13 protein-coding genes are annotated in these 15,967 nt (G+C 61.9%); 9 read left to right on the plus strand and 4 right to left on the minus strand.

The genetic code is table 11. The features are described 5' to 3' along the window. The first annotated feature begins 39 nt into the window (after positions 1–39). The gene (locus A9762_RS03805; protein ID WP_083253609.1) at positions 40–840 is read left to right on the plus strand and encodes an enoyl-CoA hydratase/isomerase family protein; all 801 of its coding nucleotides are present in this window, start codon (positions 40–42) and stop codon (positions 838–840) included. Between the two features lie 76 nt (positions 841–916). Next, positions 917–2,449 carry a malonyl-CoA synthase gene (locus A9762_RS03810; RefSeq protein ID WP_069340712.1) on the plus strand — a complete coding sequence of 511 codons (1,533 nt, stop codon included), beginning with the start codon at positions 917–919 and terminating at the stop codon, positions 2,447–2,449. Positions 2,450–2,553: 104 nt separating this feature from the next. On the opposite strand, the gene A9762_RS03815 is transcribed toward A9762_RS03810, so the two are convergent. Both A9762_RS03815 and A9762_RS03820 read right to left on the minus strand, forming a co-directional pair. Further along, positions 2,554–3,261 carry an SIMPL domain-containing protein gene (locus A9762_RS03815; protein ID WP_069340713.1) on the minus strand — a complete coding sequence of 236 codons (708 nt, stop codon included), beginning with the start codon at positions 3,259–3,261 and terminating at the stop codon, positions 2,554–2,556. A 163-nt stretch (positions 3,262–3,424) separates the two neighbouring features. Continuing rightward, positions 3,425–3,895, minus strand: coding sequence for an EVE domain-containing protein (locus A9762_RS03820; RefSeq protein WP_069340714.1), 471 nt, complete (start codon positions 3,893–3,895; stop codon positions 3,425–3,427). 226 nt (positions 3,896–4,121) lie between these two features. On the opposite strand from A9762_RS03820, the gene A9762_RS03825 reads away from it, so the two are divergent. After that, positions 4,122–4,910, plus strand: coding sequence for a hypothetical protein (locus A9762_RS03825; RefSeq protein ID WP_069340715.1), 789 nt, complete (start codon positions 4,122–4,124; stop codon positions 4,908–4,910). A 105-nt stretch (positions 4,911–5,015) separates the two neighbouring features. Here A9762_RS03825 and ompA read toward each other — a convergent pair whose 3' ends face one another. Beyond that, a complete protein-coding gene (gene ompA, locus A9762_RS03830; RefSeq protein ID WP_069340716.1) occupies positions 5,016–5,684 on the minus strand; it encodes an outer membrane protein OmpA in 669 nt (222 codons plus the stop codon). Between the two features lie 411 nt (positions 5,685–6,095). Here ompA and gyrA point away from each other — a divergent pair, with 411 nt between their 5' ends. From gyrA to aroA, 6 genes are all read left to right on the plus strand, one after another. Next, entirely contained in the window at positions 6,096–8,717 is a 2,622-nt protein-coding gene (gene gyrA, locus A9762_RS03835; protein WP_069340717.1) for a DNA gyrase subunit A, read from the plus strand. Positions 8,718–8,858: 141 nt separating this feature from the next. Further along, positions 8,859–9,446, plus strand: a complete 588-nt coding sequence (locus A9762_RS03840; protein ID WP_069340718.1) for a DUF2059 domain-containing protein — start codon at positions 8,859–8,861, stop codon at positions 9,444–9,446. Positions 9,447–9,754: 308 nt separating this feature from the next. Beyond that, the gene (gene serC / locus A9762_RS03845; RefSeq protein WP_069340719.1) at positions 9,755–10,867 is read left to right on the plus strand and encodes a 3-phosphoserine/phosphohydroxythreonine transaminase; all 1,113 of its coding nucleotides are present in this window, start codon (positions 9,755–9,757) and stop codon (positions 10,865–10,867) included. 87 nt (positions 10,868–10,954) lie between these two features. Then, positions 10,955–12,037, plus strand: a complete 1,083-nt coding sequence (gene pheA, locus A9762_RS03850) for a prephenate dehydratase (RefSeq protein WP_069340720.1) — start codon at positions 10,955–10,957, stop codon at positions 12,035–12,037. Positions 12,038–12,054: 17 nt separating this feature from the next. Continuing rightward, the gene (locus tag A9762_RS03855; protein WP_069340721.1) at positions 12,055–12,927 is read left to right on the plus strand and encodes a prephenate dehydrogenase/arogenate dehydrogenase family protein; all 873 of its coding nucleotides are present in this window, start codon (positions 12,055–12,057) and stop codon (positions 12,925–12,927) included. Beyond that, positions 12,927–14,249, plus strand: coding sequence for a 3-phosphoshikimate 1-carboxyvinyltransferase (gene aroA, locus A9762_RS03860; protein ID WP_069340722.1), 1,323 nt, complete (start codon positions 12,927–12,929; stop codon positions 14,247–14,249). Before A9762_RS03855 ends, aroA begins: the two co-directional genes overlap by 1 nt. Positions 14,250–14,533: 284 nt before the next feature. On the opposite strand, the gene A9762_RS03865 is transcribed toward aroA, so the two are convergent. Next, complete coding sequence (locus A9762_RS03865) at positions 14,534–15,859, minus strand: Nramp family divalent metal transporter (protein WP_083253603.1); 1,326 nt, start codon at positions 15,857–15,859, stop codon at positions 14,534–14,536. Between the last annotated feature and the right edge of the window lie 108 nt (positions 15,860–15,967).

Below are 15,967 nucleotides of genomic sequence, written 5' to 3' on the forward strand. Positions count from 1 at the left end.
TACTGAGTGAGTGTACTGAATGAGCGCATGGAAACCATCATGGAGGCACGGGTGAGCGAAGTTCTGCGCGACGACAGTTTGCTTGACGAGGGGCTGGTGACGCTGACGCTCTCCAATCCCGGCAAACTCAACGCCATCTCGGTGGCGATGTGGCACGCGTTGCGCACGCATGTGCAGACGCTTGACGGCGACACCCGCGTGCGCGCGATCGTCATCCGGGGTGCGCAGGGTCACTTCGCTGCGGGCGCCGACATCGAGGAGTTCCCGGTGGAGCGCGGCAGCTACGATACGCTGCGTCGCTATCACGGCGAGGTCATCGGCCCGACGCTCGATGCCCTGGCGCGCTGTCGCCATCCGAGCGTGGCGTTGATCGAAGGCGTGTGCGTGGGCGGCGGGCTGGAAGTTGCGGCGCATTGCGACTTGCGTATCGCTGCGCAGGGAGCGCGCTTCGGCGTGCCCATCAACAAGCTTGGCTTTCCCATGGCGCCGGGCGAGTTGCGCGGGGTGCTCGCGCTCGCGGGACGCGCCACGACGCTCGAAATTCTGCTGGAAGGTCGTGTGTTCGGTGCGGCGGAGGCGAAGGAGAAGGGGCTGCTTACGCGCGTTGTCGAAGACGAAGCGGTGGAAGAAGCAGGCTACACTTGCGCCCGACGCGTTGCCGCCGGGGCGCCGCTCGCCGCGCAATTGAACAAGTGGCTGATCGCCCGGCTCGCGCCGAGCGCGCCGCCGTTATCGGAGGCCGAGTGGCAGATGGCCTTCTCGTACTGGGACTCGCACGATCACCGTGAAGGCGTTGCCGCGTTTCTGGAAAAGCGTGTGCCCGATTTCCGGGGACGCTGAGGCGCTCCGGTCTGTATTTGCGATCTGTATTCGATTTCACCCTGAAGCATCCATTGTTCTGAATCCGGTTCTGTTTATGACGCAAGACGCCAACCTCTACCGACTCTTTGCCGAACGTTTTCCCGCCGACAAAACGGCGTGCGCCATCGAGACGCCCGAAGGGCTTTATTACAGTTGGGACGACCTCGAACGGGCCAGCGCCCGTATCGCCAACCTGCTCGCGAGCCTGGACCTGAGCCCGGGCACCCGCGTGGCGGTACAAGTCGAGAAGTCGCCGGAGGTGCTGCTGCTGTATCTCGCCACGCTGCGCGCGGGGCTGGTCTATCTGCCGCTCAATACGGCGTATCGCGAAGGCGAAATCGCCTACTTCGTCGAAAACGCAGCGCCGGATGTCGTGGTGTGCAGCCCGTCGAACTTCGGCTGGGTGTCGAAGATCGCCTTCACCCATGGCGCGAAGCACGTCTTTACGCTCGGTGATGACCGCACCGGTTCGCTGCTGGAGCGAGCCGCGTGGTTCGGCGACACGTTCGAGACGGTGCCGCGCTCGCCCGACGACCTCGCGGCCATTCTCTACACCTCGGGTACCACGGGGCGCAGCAAGGGCGCGATGCTCTCGCACGGCAACCTGGCGAGCAATACGCGGGTGTTGCATGCCTTCTGGGGATGGGGGGAACGCGAAGGCGGCGACGTGCTGCTGCACGCGCTGCCGATCTTCCACGTGCATGGGTTGTTCGTGGCAAGCCACGCCGCGCTGTATTCGGGCAGCAAGATGATCTGGCTGTCGAAGTTCGATGCGCGGGAAGTCCTGCACCAGTTGCCGCGCGCCACCGTCTTCATGGGGGTGCCCACGTATTACGTCCGCCTGCTCGCGGAGGCTGGGCTGAATCGCGACGTGTGTCGCAACGTGCGTCTGTTCATCTCGGGCTCGGCACCGCTGTTGCGTGAGACGTTCGACGCGTTCCGCGAGCGTACGGGGCATACGATTCTGGAGCGCTACGGCATGTCGGAGACGGTGATGCTCGTCTCCAATCCGTATCACGGCGAGGCGGAAAAGGTACGTCGTGCCGGCACGGTCGGTGTGCCGCTGCCGGAGGTCGCGGTGCGTGTGGTCGGCGACGACGGGCAACCGAGCGTGCAGGGTGACATCGGCCACATTCAGGTCAAGGGGCCGAACGTGTTCGCGGGATACTGGCGTATGCCGGAGAAGACCGCCGAGGAATTTACGGACGACGGGTTCTTCAAGACGGGCGACGTGGGCAAGTTCGATGAAGACGGCTATGTGCATATCGTCGGGCGCTCGAAGGACCTCATCATCTCCGGCGGCTACAACGTCTACCCGAAGGAGATCGAAGGCTTCATCGACGAGATGGAAGGCGTGGCCGAGTCTGCCGTGATCGGCGTGCCGCATCCGGATTTCGGCGAAGCCGTCGTCGCCGTGATCGTGCCGCGAGCAGGTGTGCAAGCCCCGGACGAGCGCGCCGTCATCGATGCACTCAAGCAGCGTATCGCCAACTTCAAGGTGCCCAAGCGAGTGCACGTCGTGAGCGAGTTGCCGCGCAATACGATGGGCAAGGTGCAGAAGAACGTCTTGCGCGATCGATTCAAGTGAGCGAAGCGCTGACGTCTTCACGTCAACGATGAAAAAAATGCCGCCTCGATGAGGCGGCATTTTCATTGCTGCGATCGGCGCTGCATTCGCGCCTTCGGTACGTCTTACTTCATTTGTACCGTGCCCGAGACCGTCACGGTCACTTGCGTCTTGCCGCCTTCGAGTTGCATCGGCGGGGCGGCGTCGGCGCTCGCGCTCATGGCCATCGCCTTCATGGCGTAGGGGCGCGGCATCATCGGCGCGTTTGCACCCACCTGCACCTGACGGATCGTGTAGCCGCTGTAGCCGAACGCCTTCGCGTTGTTCTGCGCCTGATTACGGAACGCCTGGATAGCCTGGTTGGTGAGTTCGGCTTGCGTCTTCTCCTGCGCTTCGCGCGAGAGCGAGAACGACACGCCGTCCATCTGCATCTGATCCGAGATCTGGCTGGCCAGACGCGACGCAGCGCCGAAGTCCTTCGACGTCATTTGCAGTTCGGTGCGGCCGCGCCACGCCGTGATCTTGCCGTCGCGGTTGGTCGACGGATAGAGCGACACGTTGCCGGTCTGCACTTCGACGACACTCTGGCTCTTGGCGACGGACATCGCCTTGTTCGCCTTTTGCGTCAGGTTGCGCGACACGGTGGCCGCATCGGGGCCTTGCTCCTGTGCCGACATGGTGATGTGCACGGTGTCCTGCTCGACTTCCTTCGTGGCACTCGCTTCGAGACCCAGCACGCCGGAGACCTGACGTGCCGACTCGTCACCCGATTGGGCATACGCCGCGTTCGCGGCCGTGGCAATGAGAAGAGCAGCGGCGAGAGATTTGCGCATAGTTATGTCCTTTTTTCGAATGTGAGTTCGCATCTTGATGGCGAACGTTTGACCGGTTGCCGACCGATAGCCTGCAAGTAAGTACGCGCTATGCGTTGGGCGGCAACGTTATACAGACGCTATCGCAACAATTTTGGTTCCCTTTCGGGATCCTTCCTGTAATTCATGCTCTAAGTAAGTGCTTGCTGATGAACTTCCAGTGTTCCGGAGCGACCGGTGTGATCGAAAGCCGGTTGCCACGCGCCAGCACGAGCATGCCGTCGAGCTCCGGTGTCTGACGCATTTCGGTCAGAGGCACGAGTCGGGTCTTGCGATCGAGCTTGACGTCTACGAGTAACCAGCGCGGCGACTCGGGCTTGGATTTGGGATCGAAGTACGGGCTCTTTGGGTCGAACTGCGTCGGATCCGGATACGCGGTGGAGGCGACGGTGGCCAGACCGGCGATACCCGGCACGGCGCAGCTCGAATGATAGAAGAGCACCCCGTCGCCCACGCGCATGTCGTCACGCATGAAGTTGCGCGCCTGATAGTTGCGCACGCCGGTCCACGCAAGGGTCTGCTGTTTGGCGTTGGCGAGGTCGTCGATGCTCGCCTCTTCGGGTTCGGACTTCATCAGCCAGTATCGTTGCGTCATGTCGTTTCTGTGTTCGGGATGGCTTGCGGTTGGCGTCGGACGGAATGCGGGGCGGCAGCAGGGCAGACGCAGCCTGAACGACCCGGAAGGATCCCGAGGCGGGGCATGGGCCATGGATGGTTTGCCGCACTGCGATATTGGGCCAATTCCTATACTATGCCTTTGTGACCTTTGCGTGACGTTCCATGGACATGTTCAACCGCCTATGCCGATAGGAGAGTGAGTCATGGCAGCAGAGCCGTCTGTTCGTAGCAACGCGTTCATCTTCTATTCCCTCGCCACGGTGTCGTTTATCGAAACCAGTGTCCCCGAGTTCGTCTCCACGCTCAACCAGATGTATGGCGACGACGACGAGATGCGCACCTGGCTTCAGGACACCTGGCTGCCTGAAGAAGTCGAGCATGGGCGGCTTGCCAAAGACTATATCGCACGCGTCTGGCCGGAGTTCGACTGGGCTCAGGCTTACGACGCGTTTCTCGCGCGCTACAAACCCCGATGCGACGTGCAGTACATGCGGCCTTCGCTGGCGCTGGAGGCCTTGTCGCGATGCGTCACCGAGACGCAGACGGCCATGATCTACCGCTGCCTTGAATCGTATATGCCGGTCGAGGAGCTCAAGCAGATGATGCACAAGCTGAGCAGCGAGGAGGTCGGTCACTACCGGTACTTCCGCAAGACCTTCGACCGGTATAACGCCGTCGAGCAGCACGGCGTGATCAGCCGGCTGCGCACGATGGTGGCGCGAAGTGAACTGGTGCGTGACGAGGACATCGCGTTCGCTTTCGAACCGCTGAACCACTTCTGGCGATCGCCCCCGCCGTTCGAGACGATGACCTGGGACGCCTTCCTGTCGATGTCGGGCGATGTCATGAAGCAGTACATGCCAGTGGAAGCCGCCACGCGCATGATGTTCAAACCGCTGGAGACGGGTTCGTGGTGGCGTGACCGTCCGGTCAAGGCGTTGATGTCCTTCATGGTGAGGCGGCAGTATCCCCAGTTGGGAAGCGAAGCCTGACGTCACCGGATACCGCATTTGTCCGTCATGTCCGGAGCCCGGCGAAGGACGACGGACGAAAAAAAACCCCGCCGAGGCGGGGTTTTTCGTTGTCGGTGAACCGTATTACTTGTTCGTGCCGACGACTTCAACTTCCACGCGACGATCCGGAGCCAGGCAGCTGATCAGTTGCGTGCGGTTCTTCTGGTTGCAACCAGTCGTAACCGGGTTACGCTTGCCCTTGCCTTCCGTGTACACGCGGTTGGCTTCGACGCCCTTGCTGACCAGGTAAGCCTTCACAGCTTGTGCGCGGCGCAGCGACAGACGGTCGTTGTACTTGTCCGAACCGATGCGGTCGGTGTAGCCCGTGGCGACGACGACTTCGAGGTTCAGTGCCTGAACCTTGCCAGCCAGGTCGTCCAGCTTCTGCTTGCCGGCCGGCTTCAGGATAGCCTTGTCGAAGTCGAACAGTGCGTCAGCCTGATACGTGACCTTTTGCGAGACCGGAGCAACCGGAGCGACCGGAGCCGGTGCCGGGGCAGCGACTTGTGCAATGATCGAGCCATCGCACTTGGCATTGGCCGTGGCCGGGGTCCAGTAGGCATCGCGCCAGCACAGTTCGTCCGAGCCGTTCTTCCAAACCCACTCGCCGCTGCCGTTCACCCAGTTGTCGTTGACGGCTTGCTTCGAGGCCGCGATCGGGCCCGGAGCGGTCTGGACGTAGTTTTGGGCCATAGCCGAAGCAGCCATCACTGCGGTAGCTGCAACGATCGCGAGCTTAGCGAATTTATTCATATTTCTCCTCTCGAAATGAGATTACCGCAGGTTTACTGCGAGCCTAGACGACAGAACCAAAGTCTTACATCGCTCGAAGTATAACATTGGCAAGTGCGCGAAAGCATGGCCCATGCACTTCGAATAATGTCTAACTTATGCCACGGCATTTTGCCATAGCGATTCAGACGGTCGCGAGAAAAACCCCTGCTTTGCCGCCGGTCGTGGCGCAGTTGTGGTTTGAGCGCAACACCTTTTGAGGCCCCTCGCCAACCGTTTCATTTCTTTCCCTTGTTTGGCGTTTTGGCGTGCCAGACATCTCTTGTGCATCGCATCACGCTCGTTTCGGATGCCTATGACGGGCATGTTAGAATCGCACGATCATATCGCCGGCAGCCGCCTATCGCGATTAGGGCTTGATAGACACGGATAATGGATCAGTTCGCCAAAGAAACTCTCCCGATTTCGCTCGAAGAAGAAATGCGGCGGTCGTATCTCGATTACGCCATGAGCGTGATCGTCGGCCGCGCCTTGCCGGATGTGCGTGACGGCCTGAAGCCGGTTCACCGCCGCGCGCTCTTCGCCATGCACGAGCTGAACAACGACTGGAACCGTGCTTATAAGAAGTCGGCACGTATCGTCGGTGACGTCATCGGTAAGTACCACCCGCACGGCGACGCTTCTGTATACGACACCATCGTTCGTATGGCGCAGCCGTTCTCGCTGCGCTACATGCTCGTCGACGGTCAGGGCAACTTCGGCTCGGTCGACGGCGACAATGCCGCCGCCATGCGATACACCGAAGTTCGTATGGCCAAGATCGGTCACGAACTGCTCGCCGACATCGACAAGGAAACCGTCGACTTCGGACCCAACTACGACGGCAGCGAAAAAGAGCCGCTCATTCTGCCGGCGCGTATCCCGAACCTGCTGCTCAACGGTTCGTCGGGGATCGCCGTCGGTATGGCGACCAACATTCCGCCGCACAACCTCAACGAAGTCGTCGAGGGCTGTCTGTATGTCCTGAAGAATCCGGAAGCGACCGTCGACGAGCTGATCGAGATCATTCCGGCGCCGGACTTCCCGACGGCCGGCATCATCTACGGCATTTCGGGCGTGCGCGAAGGCTATCGCACCGGCCGCGGCCGCGTGGTGATGCGTGCCAAGACGCACTTCGAGGACATCGATCGCGGCCAGCGTGTGGCGATCATCGTCGACGAACTGCCGTATCAGGTTAACAAGCGCTCACTGCTCGAACGGATCGCGGAACTCGTCAACGAAAAGCGTCTGGAAGGTATTTCGGACATCCGCGACGAATCCGACAAGAGCGGCATGCGTGTCGTGATCGAACTCAAGCGCGGCGAAGTGCCCGAGGTTGTGCTTAACAATCTCTATAAGCACACGCAGTTGCAGGATACGTTCGGCATGAACATGGTGGCGCTGGTCGACGGCCAGCCCAAGCTGCTGAACCTGCGTGAAATGCTGGTCCACTTCCTGGCGCATCGCCGCGAAGTGATTACTCGCCGCACGGTTTATGAACTGCGCCGTGCCCGTGAACGCGGCCATGTGCTCGAAGGTCTGGCGGTAGCACTCGCTAACATCGACGACTTCATCGCGATCATCAAGGCAGCCCCGACGCCGCCGATCGCGAAGGCGGCGTTGATGGAGAAGTCGTGGGATTCGTCCGTCGTGCGCGAGATGCTCGCGCGTGCCGACAGCGAGACGCAGGGCGGTCTGGCCGCCTATCGTCCGGAAGGGCTCGATGCGGCGGTCGGCGTTCAGCCCGACGGCCTGTATCGCCTGTCGGAAACGCAGGCGCAGGAAATTCTGCAGATGCGTCTGCAACGCCTGACGGGTCTCGAGCAGGACAAGATCGTCTCCGAGTACAAGGAAGTGATGGCGCAGATCGCCGACCTGCTCGACATTCTGGCCAGTCCGCCGCGTGTGACGGCGATCATCAGCGAAGAATTGACCGCCGTGCGTGCCGAGTTCGGCGATGCACGCCGCTCGACCATCGAACACAACGCGACCGAACTCGATACCGAAGACCTCATCACGCCGCAGGACATGGTGGTGACGCTGTCGCATTCGGGTTACATCAAGTCGATGCCACTGTCCGAGTATCGCGCGCAAAAGCGTGGCGGTCGCGGCAAGCAGGCGGCGGCGACGAAGGACGACGACTGGATCGATACGCTGTTCATCGCGAACACGCACGACACGATCCTGTGCTTCTCGAACCGTGGCCGTGTCTACTGGATCAAGGTGTACGAAGTGCCGCAAGGTTCGCGGAACTCGCGCGGCCGTCCGATCGTCAATATGTTCCCGTTGCAGGAAGGCGAGAAGATCAACGTGGTGCTGCCGGTCAAGGAGTACACGGAAGATCGCTTCGTGTTCATGGCAACGAGCTTGGGCACGGTCAAGAAGACGCCGCTCGCGGCCTTCAGCCGTCCGCTCAAGAAGGGCATCATCGCCGTGAATCTCGATGACGGCGACGTGCTGATCGGCGCGGCCATCACCGACGGGGCGCATGACGTCATGCTGTTCTCCGACGCCGGCAAGGCCGTGCGCTTCGACGAGAACGACGTGCGTCCGATGGGCCGCGAAGCGCGTGGTGTTCGCGGTATGCAGCTCGAAGACGGTCAGACGGTCATTGCGCTGCTGGTCGCCGAAAACGAGCAGCAGTCGGTGCTGACGGCAACCGAGAACGGCTACGGCAAACGCACGTCGATCACGGAATATACCCGCCACGGCCGTGGCACTAAGGGTATGATTGCGATCCAGACGAGCGAGCGCAACGGCCGTGTGGTTGCCGCAACGCTGGTCGAGCCGGATGACGAGATCATGCTGATCACGACCGGCGGGGTGCTGATTCGTACGCGTGTCTCCGAGATTCGTGAAATGGGTCGTGCCACGCAGGGGGTGACGCTGATCAGCCTGGACGAAGGTACGACACTCTCGGGTCTGCAACGTATCGTTGAGTCCGATGCCGAAGTTGCCGAGAACGGCGACTCGCAGGGCGACGACGAGACGCCGGACGCGGATGTCACGGAGTAATACCGGCGTAACTCGATGTAATCTAGGGGTACATTGCCCCGAAAAGTCAGTAGAATCTGGCCCGATGCAGTGAAGTGCCCAGGCGAGGATGCATCTATTTATCGTCGGTGGAAACTGACGAATTTTGGAGTGACTATTACTATGCAACGCAACGTCAAGAAGTGGATGTGGCTGCTGCTCGCAGCACCGGCAATGGCAATGGCTCAGCAGAGCGCTCCGCTTGACGCGGACAAGAAGGCAGCCATCAAGGATCTGCTGGAAGCCATCGACGCAAACAAGCTCGTCACCGCCATCGGTGAAGGTGCTCAAGGGCAAGCCAAGCAACTGGCGCCGCAAGTGCTCGAGCGTCAACTGGTCGAAAACAAGACGTTGACCGATGCTCAGAAGCAAGCGATCGTCCCGACGCTGCAACAGAACTCGGTGCAGAAGCTGGTTGACGGCGCAGGGAAGGTGTTCACGACCGACGCATTCAAGAACGACGCTGTGCAGGCTCAGTACAACGCCTACGGCAAGTTCTACACGACCGACGAAATCAAGGGGCTGACGGCGTTCTACAAGAGCCCGGTGGGCCAGAAGTACATCAAGGTCCAGGATCAGGTCGGCCAGGAAGTGGTTGGCGGTCTGATGCAGAAGTACATGCCGCAATCGATCGACGCGACCAGCAAGCAAGCTGACGCCGAAATCGCCGCGGCTGCCAAGTCGGCACCGAAGGCGCCGGCCAAGAAGTAAATTTCGGCCGATCCCTCGGGGATTGACCGATAATGGCCGTTTGCGAGAGATCGCAAACGGCCATTTTGCATTGATGGGGTTTGCCGGCAGGTTCTGCTCGGAATTTTCCGGGAAACGACCATCCTGCGCCGGAATTACGGCCCGCCTCCGCACGTAAGGGCCAACTGGCGGTATAGTGGGTCTTTGCCGCCGCCGCCGCTCGGCCGGGATATCCCGGCACATCGCGAGTCCTCGCAAGACGTGAAACGCAAGCCGCACGGGTCAATGTCCGTCGGCTTGCGTTTCACTTTTACTGCTGCAAAACCAATATGACGCGCGCTTTCAATTTTTCCGCCGGTCCGGCGGCGCTGCCTGAAGAGGTTCTACGTCAGGCAGCCGAGGAAATGCTCGACTGGCAGGGTGCCGGCATGGGCGTGATGGAGATGAGCCATCGCGGCCGGGAGTTCATGAGCATTCTGGCGCAGGCGCAGGCCGACCTGCGCGAGCTGCTCGCGGTACCGGACAACTACCGGATCCTCTTCATGCAGGGTGGGGCGCTCGCCGAGAACGCGATCATCCCGATGAATCTGCTGGGCGGTGCCCGTGCGAACGAGCGTCGCACGGCGGACTACGTCGTGACCGGCTCGTGGTCGGTCAAGTCGCAGAAGGAAGCGCGCAAGTATTGCGACGTCAACGTCGCAGTCAGCACCGAAGCGGAAAATTTTACGCGTCTGCCGCAGGTCGATGAATGGAAGCTGTCCAAGGACCCGGCTTACGTCCATATCTGCACGAATGAAACGATCCATGGCGTCGAGTATTTCTGGACGCCGGACCTGGCGGCCGTCGGTCTGTCGGACGTGCCGCTGGTCGCCGACGTTTCGTCGCACATTCTTTCGCGTCCGATGGATGTGTCGAAGTTCGGTGTGATGTATGGTGGCGCGCAGAAGAACATCGGGCCGTCGGGGCTGACGATGGTAATCGTGCGCGACGACCTGCTCGGTCGTTCGTTGCCGTTCACGCCGAGCGCGTTCGACTGGAAGACGGTCGCCGAGAACGATTCGATGTACAACACGCCGCCGACTTACGCGATCTACATTGCGGGGCTGGTGTTCCAGTGGCTCAAGCGCCAGGGTGGCCTTGCGGCGATGGAGTCGGTGAACAAGGCGAAGGCGGAGCTGTTGTACGGTTTCCTCGACGGCAGCGATTTCTATCGTACGTCGGTCGCTCCGGATTGCCGCTCGCGGATGAACGTGCCGTTCTTCCTGCACGACGACGCACTGAACGAAACATTCCTGGCCGGCGCTCGCGAGCGCGGCCTGCTGCAACTCAAGGGCCACAAGTCCGTGGGAGGCATGCGCGCCTCGATCTACAACGCAATGCCGCTTGCCGGCGTCGAGGCACTGGTCGACTATCTGCGCGAATTCGAGCGCAGCCACGGCTGACGAGGGCGAACGGCCGGCGCAACGGTTGAAAGACTGTGCGCCGCGAGCTGCCTGATCATGTCACTTAGCAAGAAGACAATACGCTCCATGGAAGACGATCTGAACGCATCGCTGCGCCCTTTGCGCGAGAAAATCGATGCTATCGATGCGCAACTACTCAAGTTGCTCAATCAACGCGCGGCTGTCGCCCTCGAAGTGGGTGAGGTCAAGAAGCGCTTTGGTGCCCCGGTATTCCGGCCCGAGCGGGAATTGCAGGTGATTTCCCGCTTGCAGCAAGCTAACGACGGCCCGTTGTACGGCGATAATCTGGCGTCCATCTGGCGCGAGATCATGTCGGCCAGCCGCGCGCTGGAAAAGGTGATGACCGTCGCCTATCTCGGCCCCGCCGGGACTTATAGCGAGCAAGCTGCCCTGACCTATTTCGGTCAGAGCGTGAAGGGGCTGCCGTGCCCGTCGCTGGACGAAGTGTTTCGTGCCGTTGAAGCTGGTAGTGCTGACTTCGGCGTCGTGCCGGTCGAAAACTCGACCGAGGGTGTCGTCTCGCGCACGCTGGATCTGTTGCTGCAAAGCCCCCTGACCATTGGCGGCGAAGTGGCGTTGCCGATTCACCATAACCTGATGTCCCTGTCGGGTACGCTCGACGGTGTGACGCGCATCTGCTCGCACGCGCAGTCGCTGGCCCAATGCCAGCATTGGCTGACGGCGCATTTTCCGCAGCTTGAGCGTCAGGCCGTGTCGAGCAACGCCGAGGCCGCGCGTATGGCAGCGGCCGATCCGGCCATTGCCGCCATCGCCGGTGAATCGGCGGCGACGCAGTATGGCTTGCAGATCGCGTTCTCGCACGTGCAGGACGATCCGCACAATCGCACGCGTTTCGTTGTGATCGGCACGCAGGACGCGGCGCCGAGCGGCCGCGATCAGACGTCGCTGATTCTCTCGGTGCCGAATCGCGCGGGTGCCGTCGTCGCGCTCCTCGAACCGCTGGCCAACAATGGTGTGTCCATGACTCGCTTCGAGTCGCGTCCGGCCAAAAGCGGTGCCTGGGAGTATTACTTCTACGTCGACTTCGAAGGGCATCGCGACGATGAGAATGTCGCCAAGGCACTCGACGCGCTGCGTCAGAACGCGGCCTATTGCAAGGTGCTCGGCTCGTACCCGCGTTCCGCGTGACGCCGGGGAAAGACACCATGAGTCTGAATAAGCTCGTTATCTGCGGCGTTGGTCTGATCGGCGGTTCGCTCGCGCGCGCGCTGAAAGCGGCTGGCGCCGTGAAGGAAGTCGTGGGGGTGGGACGCACCGAGGCGTCGCTCGCTCGCGCATGTGAACTTGGCGTGATCGATCGGGCGGCATCGTCGATGGCGGATGCCGTCGCAGGCGCCGACATCGTGTTGCTGGCTGCGCCGGTGGCACAAACGCCTGCACTACTTGCTGCGATCCGTCCGTATCTGGGCGGCCAAACGATCGTGACCGATGCGGGCAGCACAAAGACGGACGCCGTAGCGGCCGCACGTTCTTCGCTCGGCGACGACGCCTGGCGCTTCGTGCCAGGACACCCGATTGCCGGTGCCGAACTGTCGGGCGTCGATGCGGCGAAGGCGGACCTGTATCGTGATCGTCGCGTCGTGCTGTGCCCTCAGTCGGGTAACCGCAGCGACGACGTCGCGCGGGTGCGTGCGATGTGGGAAGCGACGGGCGCGCGCGTCTCCGAGATGACCGAAACACAGCATGACCGCGTGTTTGCCTCGGTGAGTCACTTGCCTCACGTGTTGTCGTATGCGCTGATTGCGCAAATTCTCGACGCGCCGGACGCCGCACTGAAGTTCGGGTTCGCGGGCGGCGGTTTTCGCGATTTCACGCGCATTGCCGCGTCGAATCCGGAAATGTGGCGCGACATCTGCGTGGCGAATCGCGACGCCATGCTTGCCGAGCTCGATGGTTATCTCGCGACACTCGGCTCGCTACGTCAATTGATCGATGCCGGTGATGGCGCCGGTCTCGAGGCCGTGTTCGCCCGCACCAGCCAGGCGCGAACGGACTGGGCCAAGCAACAGGAAAAGTAATGGAAACGCTCGATCTTGGCCCGTACGGCCACGCCGAAGGCACGCTTCGACTGCCCGGCTCGAAAAGTATCTCGAACCGTGTGCTGCTGCTCGCCGCGCTCTCGCGCGGCACGACGCGTGTGCGTGAACTGCTGGCGTCGGACGACACGCAGGTCATGCTCGACGCGCTCGCTGCGCTGGGCGTCAAATGCACTCAGGTCGGCGATTCACGTGACTTCATCGTGGAGGGATGCGGCGGTGTATTTCCGGTGAAGCTGGCGAAGCTGTTCATGGGGAATGCAGGAACCGCGATTCGTCCGCTGACGGCGGCGTTGTCGCTGAGTCATGGCGACTATGAGGTGTCTGGCGTGGCGCGTATGCACGAGCGTCCGATCGGGGATCTCGTCGACGGACTGCGGCAGCTTGGCGCTCAGATCGACTATCTCGGCAATGCCGGCTATCCACCGTTGCACATTAAACCGGCCGATGTGAAGGCGCCTGTGGCGCCGATTCGCGTGCGCGGCGATGTGTCGAGCCAATTCTTGACGGCGTTGTTGCTGACGTTGCCGCTGCTGCCGTCGGAGACGGGCGAGATTGTCGTCGAAGTCGAAGGCGAATTGATTTCCAAGCCGTACATCGACATCACGCTGCGACTGCTGCGCCGGTTCGGTATCGACGTGCGTCAGGACGGCTGGTCGCGCTTCACGCTTCCGGCGGCGGGTGCGGACGGCGCGAAGTACCGGAGCCCGGGTGAGATTCGCGTGGAAGGCGATGCCTCGTCTGCGTCGTACTTTCTGGCCGCCGGCGCGATCGGTGGTGGCCCGCTGCGTGTAGAAGGTGTCGGCCGTGACAGTATTCAGGGCGACGTGCGCTTCGTCGACGCGCTGGCGGCGATGGGCGCGCGCGTGACGCTGCATGACGATGCTATCGAAGTGCATGGCATCGATACCCCTTCGGGCAAGCTGCGTGCGCTGGATATGGATTTCAATCACATCCCTGATGCCGCGATGACGATTGCCGTGGCTGCGCTCTTTGCTGACGGCACCACGACGCTGCGCAATATTGCCAGCTGGCGCGTTAAGGAAACGGATCGGCTGGCTGCAATGGCCATCGAACTTCGCAAGGTCGGGGCGACGGTGGAGGAGGGCGCGGATTATCTGCGCGTGACGCCGCCCGCTGCGCTGACGCCGAATGCGGCGATCGACACCTACGACGATCACCGCATGGCCATGTGCTTCTCGCTCGTGAGTCTGGGCGGTGTGCCGGTGACGATCAACGATCCGAAGTGCGTCGCCAAGACATTCCCGACGTACTTCGCCGAGTTTTCGCGCGTCGCTTCGTAATTTGCTCGGTGCCGGCAGGCCCGATTCGGTACCGTTGCGATCTTGCGCGGGGCTGAATCGGGCTTTGTGCATTCCTGGCGCCGCGTCGTTCGCGCTGGCGCCTCTTTTCTGAGGTTGCTCAGCCGTGTTCCGTTAGGGCGAGCGTATGACCATTCTGGCGTCTCGCAACGCTGCGTTCGCCGACTTCCGAGGCGGGCCGGCGCCCCTGATCGATGAAACGCCGGGCCTTTGTCATGGCGGGGGAGGCCCAACGAACAAGCCCGGACGTCGCGTGCCGACGGCCATCACGCCTGCCCCGTCATCGTTTGCCAGAGCAATACGCCATTGAGCAGGACGATGGCGGCGGCGATCAGCCATGCGCTGGCAAGCAGCACGCCGCGAACCCGCCACTGCCCCATCAACTTGGCATCACCGGCAAACCGGACGAGCGGAATCACCGCAAACGGCAATTGAAGGCTGAGCACCACCTGACTGAAAATCAGCAGGTTCGTGGTCTGGGCCTCGCCACCATGGCCGACGATCAACAACGCCGGAATCAACGCCAGTCCCCGCGTGATGAGCGCGCGCTGCCATGGCTTCATGCGCAGATTCAGAAAACCTTCCATTGTGACCTGACCGGCGAGTGTGGCCGTCACGGTGGAGTTCAGGCCGCAGGCGAGCAGGGCGACCGCGAACATGACGCCCGCCCATTGACTGCCGAGCAACGGCGCCAGCAACTTGTGCGCGTCGCCAAGCGATTCCACCGCGGTGTTGCCACTGGCGTGGAACACGGCAGCGGCAAGTATCAGCAGTGCGGCGTTGATGAGAAAGGCGAAGCCAAGCGAGAGCGTGGTGTCCCACTGGGTTGTCTTCAGCGCCCGGTTCATCGTGGCGGGCGTGCGTTCGGGCATCGCTTCGCCACGCATGCGAAGCAGCGCCGAGTGGAGGTACAGGTTGTGCGGCATGACCGTGGCCCCGAGAATCCCCACCGCCAGCCAGAGCATGCCCGCCTGAGCGACGATCTCGCTACGCGGGCGCAGGCCGGAGACCGCGGCACCCCAATCGGGATTGGCCAGTGCGAGCTGCGCGGCGAAGCAGCCGGCAGTGAGCAGAATCAAGGCGGCGACGGCGCCTTCGAGGCGGCGCTGTCCGAACCCCTGCAAACCCAGCATGGCAAAGGCGAGGAAGCCGGCGAGCACGACACCGACCGGTAACGACAGACCGAACAGCAGTTGCAGTGCGACCGCGCTACCGATGATCTCGGCGAGATCGCAGGCGATGATGGCGATCTCGCAAAGCCCCCATAACGCCAACGAGGTGCGACGGCTATACTGGTCACGTGAGAGTTGCGCGAGATCGCGTCCGGTCACCAGGCCGACGCGCGCGGCCAACCATTGCAACAACAACGCCATGACGCTCGAGAGCAGCACCACGCTCAGCAGCGTGTAGCCATAGCGGGCACCACCCGCGATCGCCGTGGCCCAGTTGCCCGGATCCATATAGCCGACGGCGATGAGCGTGCCCGCCCCGGCAAACCCCATCCAGCGCTGCGCGCGGCGCGGTGTCGGGTTTTGCGGATCGGGCGGCGGCACCCATTCGGGGCCGGCTAAGGGATAATCGCGGCTTTGCATGGCAGTCACATCTTCCGGCGGCGCAAATAGCGTCCATATCTAAATGATAATCATTATTATTTGGATGGGAAGTTTTATTTTTTAATGTGTTGGATAGACAGAGACGAA

The organism is Pandoraea sp. ISTKB (genome assembly GCF_001721285.1).
Classification (GTDB): Bacteria; Pseudomonadota; Gammaproteobacteria; order Burkholderiales; family Burkholderiaceae; genus Pandoraea; species Pandoraea capi.